Annotated in this window: 1 rRNA gene; it reads left to right on the top strand. The window is 50.0% G+C overall.

Annotated features, from left to right (window positions below):
* Nucleotides 1-204: 204 nt before the first annotated feature.
* Nucleotides 205-2354, top strand: a 23S ribosomal RNA gene (locus tag AACY45_RS26945); the annotation flags it as partial.

The following is a 2354-nucleotide window of genomic DNA, read 5'->3' as shown; positions in this document are numbered from 1 at the left end:
TGGTGATGGTGAATGTTGATTTCTAGTCTTTGATTAGATCGTTCTTTAAAAATTTGGGTATGTGATAGAAAGATAGACTGAACGTTACTTTCACTGGTAACGGATCAGGCTAAGGTAAAATTTGTGAGTTGCTCTTAATTGAGTATTATCGAATTTTCGGCGAATGTCGTCTTCACAGTATAACCAGATTGCTTGGGGTTATATGGTCAAGTGAAGAAGCGCATACGGTGGATGCCTTGGCAGTCAGAGGCGATGAAAGACGTGGTAGCCTGCGAAAAGCTTCGGGGAGTCGGCAAACAGACTTTGATCCGGAGATGTCTGAATGGGGGAACCCAGCCATCATAAGATGGTTATCTTAAGCTGAATACATAGGCTTAAGAGGCGAACCAGGGGAACTGAAACATCTAAGTACCCTGAGGAAAAGAAATCAACCGAGATTCCCTTAGTAGTGGCGAGCGAACGGGGACTAGCCCTTAAGTGGCTTTGAGATTAGCGGAACGTTCTGGAAAGTACGGCCATAGTGGGTGATAGCCCTGTACGCGAAAATCTCTTAGTCATGAAATCGAGTAGGACGGAGCACGAGAAACTTTGTCTGAATATGGGGGGACCATCCTCCAAGGCTAAATACTACTGACTGACCGATAGTGAACTAGTACCGTGAGGGAAAGGCGAAAAGAACCCCGGAGAGGGGAGTGAAATAGATCCTGAAACCGTATGCGTACAAGCAGTGGGAGCCCACTTTGTTGGGTGACTGCGTACCTTTTGTATAATGGGTCAGCGACTTATTTTCAGTGGCGAGCTTAACCGAATAGGGGAGGCGTAGCGAAAGCGAGTCTTAATAGGGCGTCTAGTCGCTGGGAATAGACCCGAAACCGGGCGATCTATCCATGGGCAGGTTGAAGGTTGGGTAACACTAACTGGAGGACCGAACCGACTACCGTTGAAAAGTTAGCGGATGACCTGTGGATCGGAGTGAAAGGCTAATCAAGCTCGGAGATAGCTGGTTCTCCTCGAAAGCTATTTAGGTAGCGCCTCATGTATCACTGTAGGGGGTAGAGCACTGTTTCGGCTAGGGGGTCATCCCGACTTACCAAACCGATGCAAACTCCGAATACCTACAAGTGCCGAGCATGGGAGACACACGGCGGGTGCTAACGTCCGTCGTGAAAAGGGAAACAACCCAGACCGTCAGCTAAGGTCCCAAAGTTATGGTTAAGTGGGAAACGATGTGGGAAGGCTTAGACAGCTAGGAGGTTGGCTTAGAAGCAGCCACCCTTTAAAGAAAGCGTAATAGCTCACTAGTCGAGTCGGCCTGCGCGGAAGATGTAACGGGGCTCAAACCATACACCGAAGCTACGGGTATCACTTAGGTGATGCGGTAGAGGAGCGTTCTGTAAGCCTGTGAAGGTGAGTTGAGAAGCTTGCTGGAGGTATCAGAAGTGCGAATGCTGACATGAGTAACGACAATGGGTGTGAAAAACACCCACGCCGAAAGACCAAGGTTTCCTGCGCAACGTTAATCGACGCAGGGTTAGTCGGTCCCTAAGGCGAGGCTGAAAAGCGTAGTCGATGGAAAACAGGTTAATATTCCTGTACTTCTGGTTATTGCGATGGAGGGACGGAGAAGGCTAGGCCAGCTTGGCGTTGGTTGTCCAAGTTTAAGGTGGTAGGCTGGAATCTTAGGTAAATCCGGGATTCTAAGGCCGAGAGCTGATGACGAGTGTTCTTTTAGAACACGAAGTGGTTGATGCCATGCTTCCAAGAAAAGCTTCTAAGCTTCAGGTAACCAGGAACCGTACCCCAAACCGACACAGGTGGTTGGGTAGAGAATACCAAGGCGCTTGAGAGAACTCGGGTGAAGGAACTAGGCAAAATGGCACCGTAACTTCGGGAGAAGGTGCGCCGGTGAGGGTGAAGGACTTGCTCCGTAAGCCCACGCCGGTCGAAGATACCAGGCCGCTGCGACTGTTTATTAAAAACACAGCACTCTGCAAACACGAAAGTGGACGTATAGGGTGTGACGCCTGCCCGGTGCCGGAAGGTTAATTGATGGGGTTAGCTAACGCGAAGCTCTTGATCGAAGCCCCGGTAAACGGCGGCCGTAACTATAACGGTCCTAAGGTAGCGAAATTCCTTGTCGGGTAAGTTCCGACCTGCACGAATGGCGTAACGATGGCGGCGCTGTCTCCACCCGAGACTCAGTGAAATTGAAATCGCTGTGAAGATGCAGTGTATCCGCGGCTAGACGGAAAGACCCCGTGAACCTTTACTATAGCTTTGCACTGGACTTTGAATTTGCTTGTGTAGGATAGGTGGGAGGCTTTGAAGCGTGGACGCCAGTCTGCGTGGAGCCA

Source organism: Pseudomonas sp. RA_35y_Pfl2_P32, from assembly GCF_963970735.1.
Classification (GTDB): domain Bacteria; phylum Pseudomonadota; class Gammaproteobacteria; order Pseudomonadales; family Pseudomonadaceae; genus Aquipseudomonas.
This window is presented reverse-complemented; position numbering and strand designations above follow the sequence as displayed.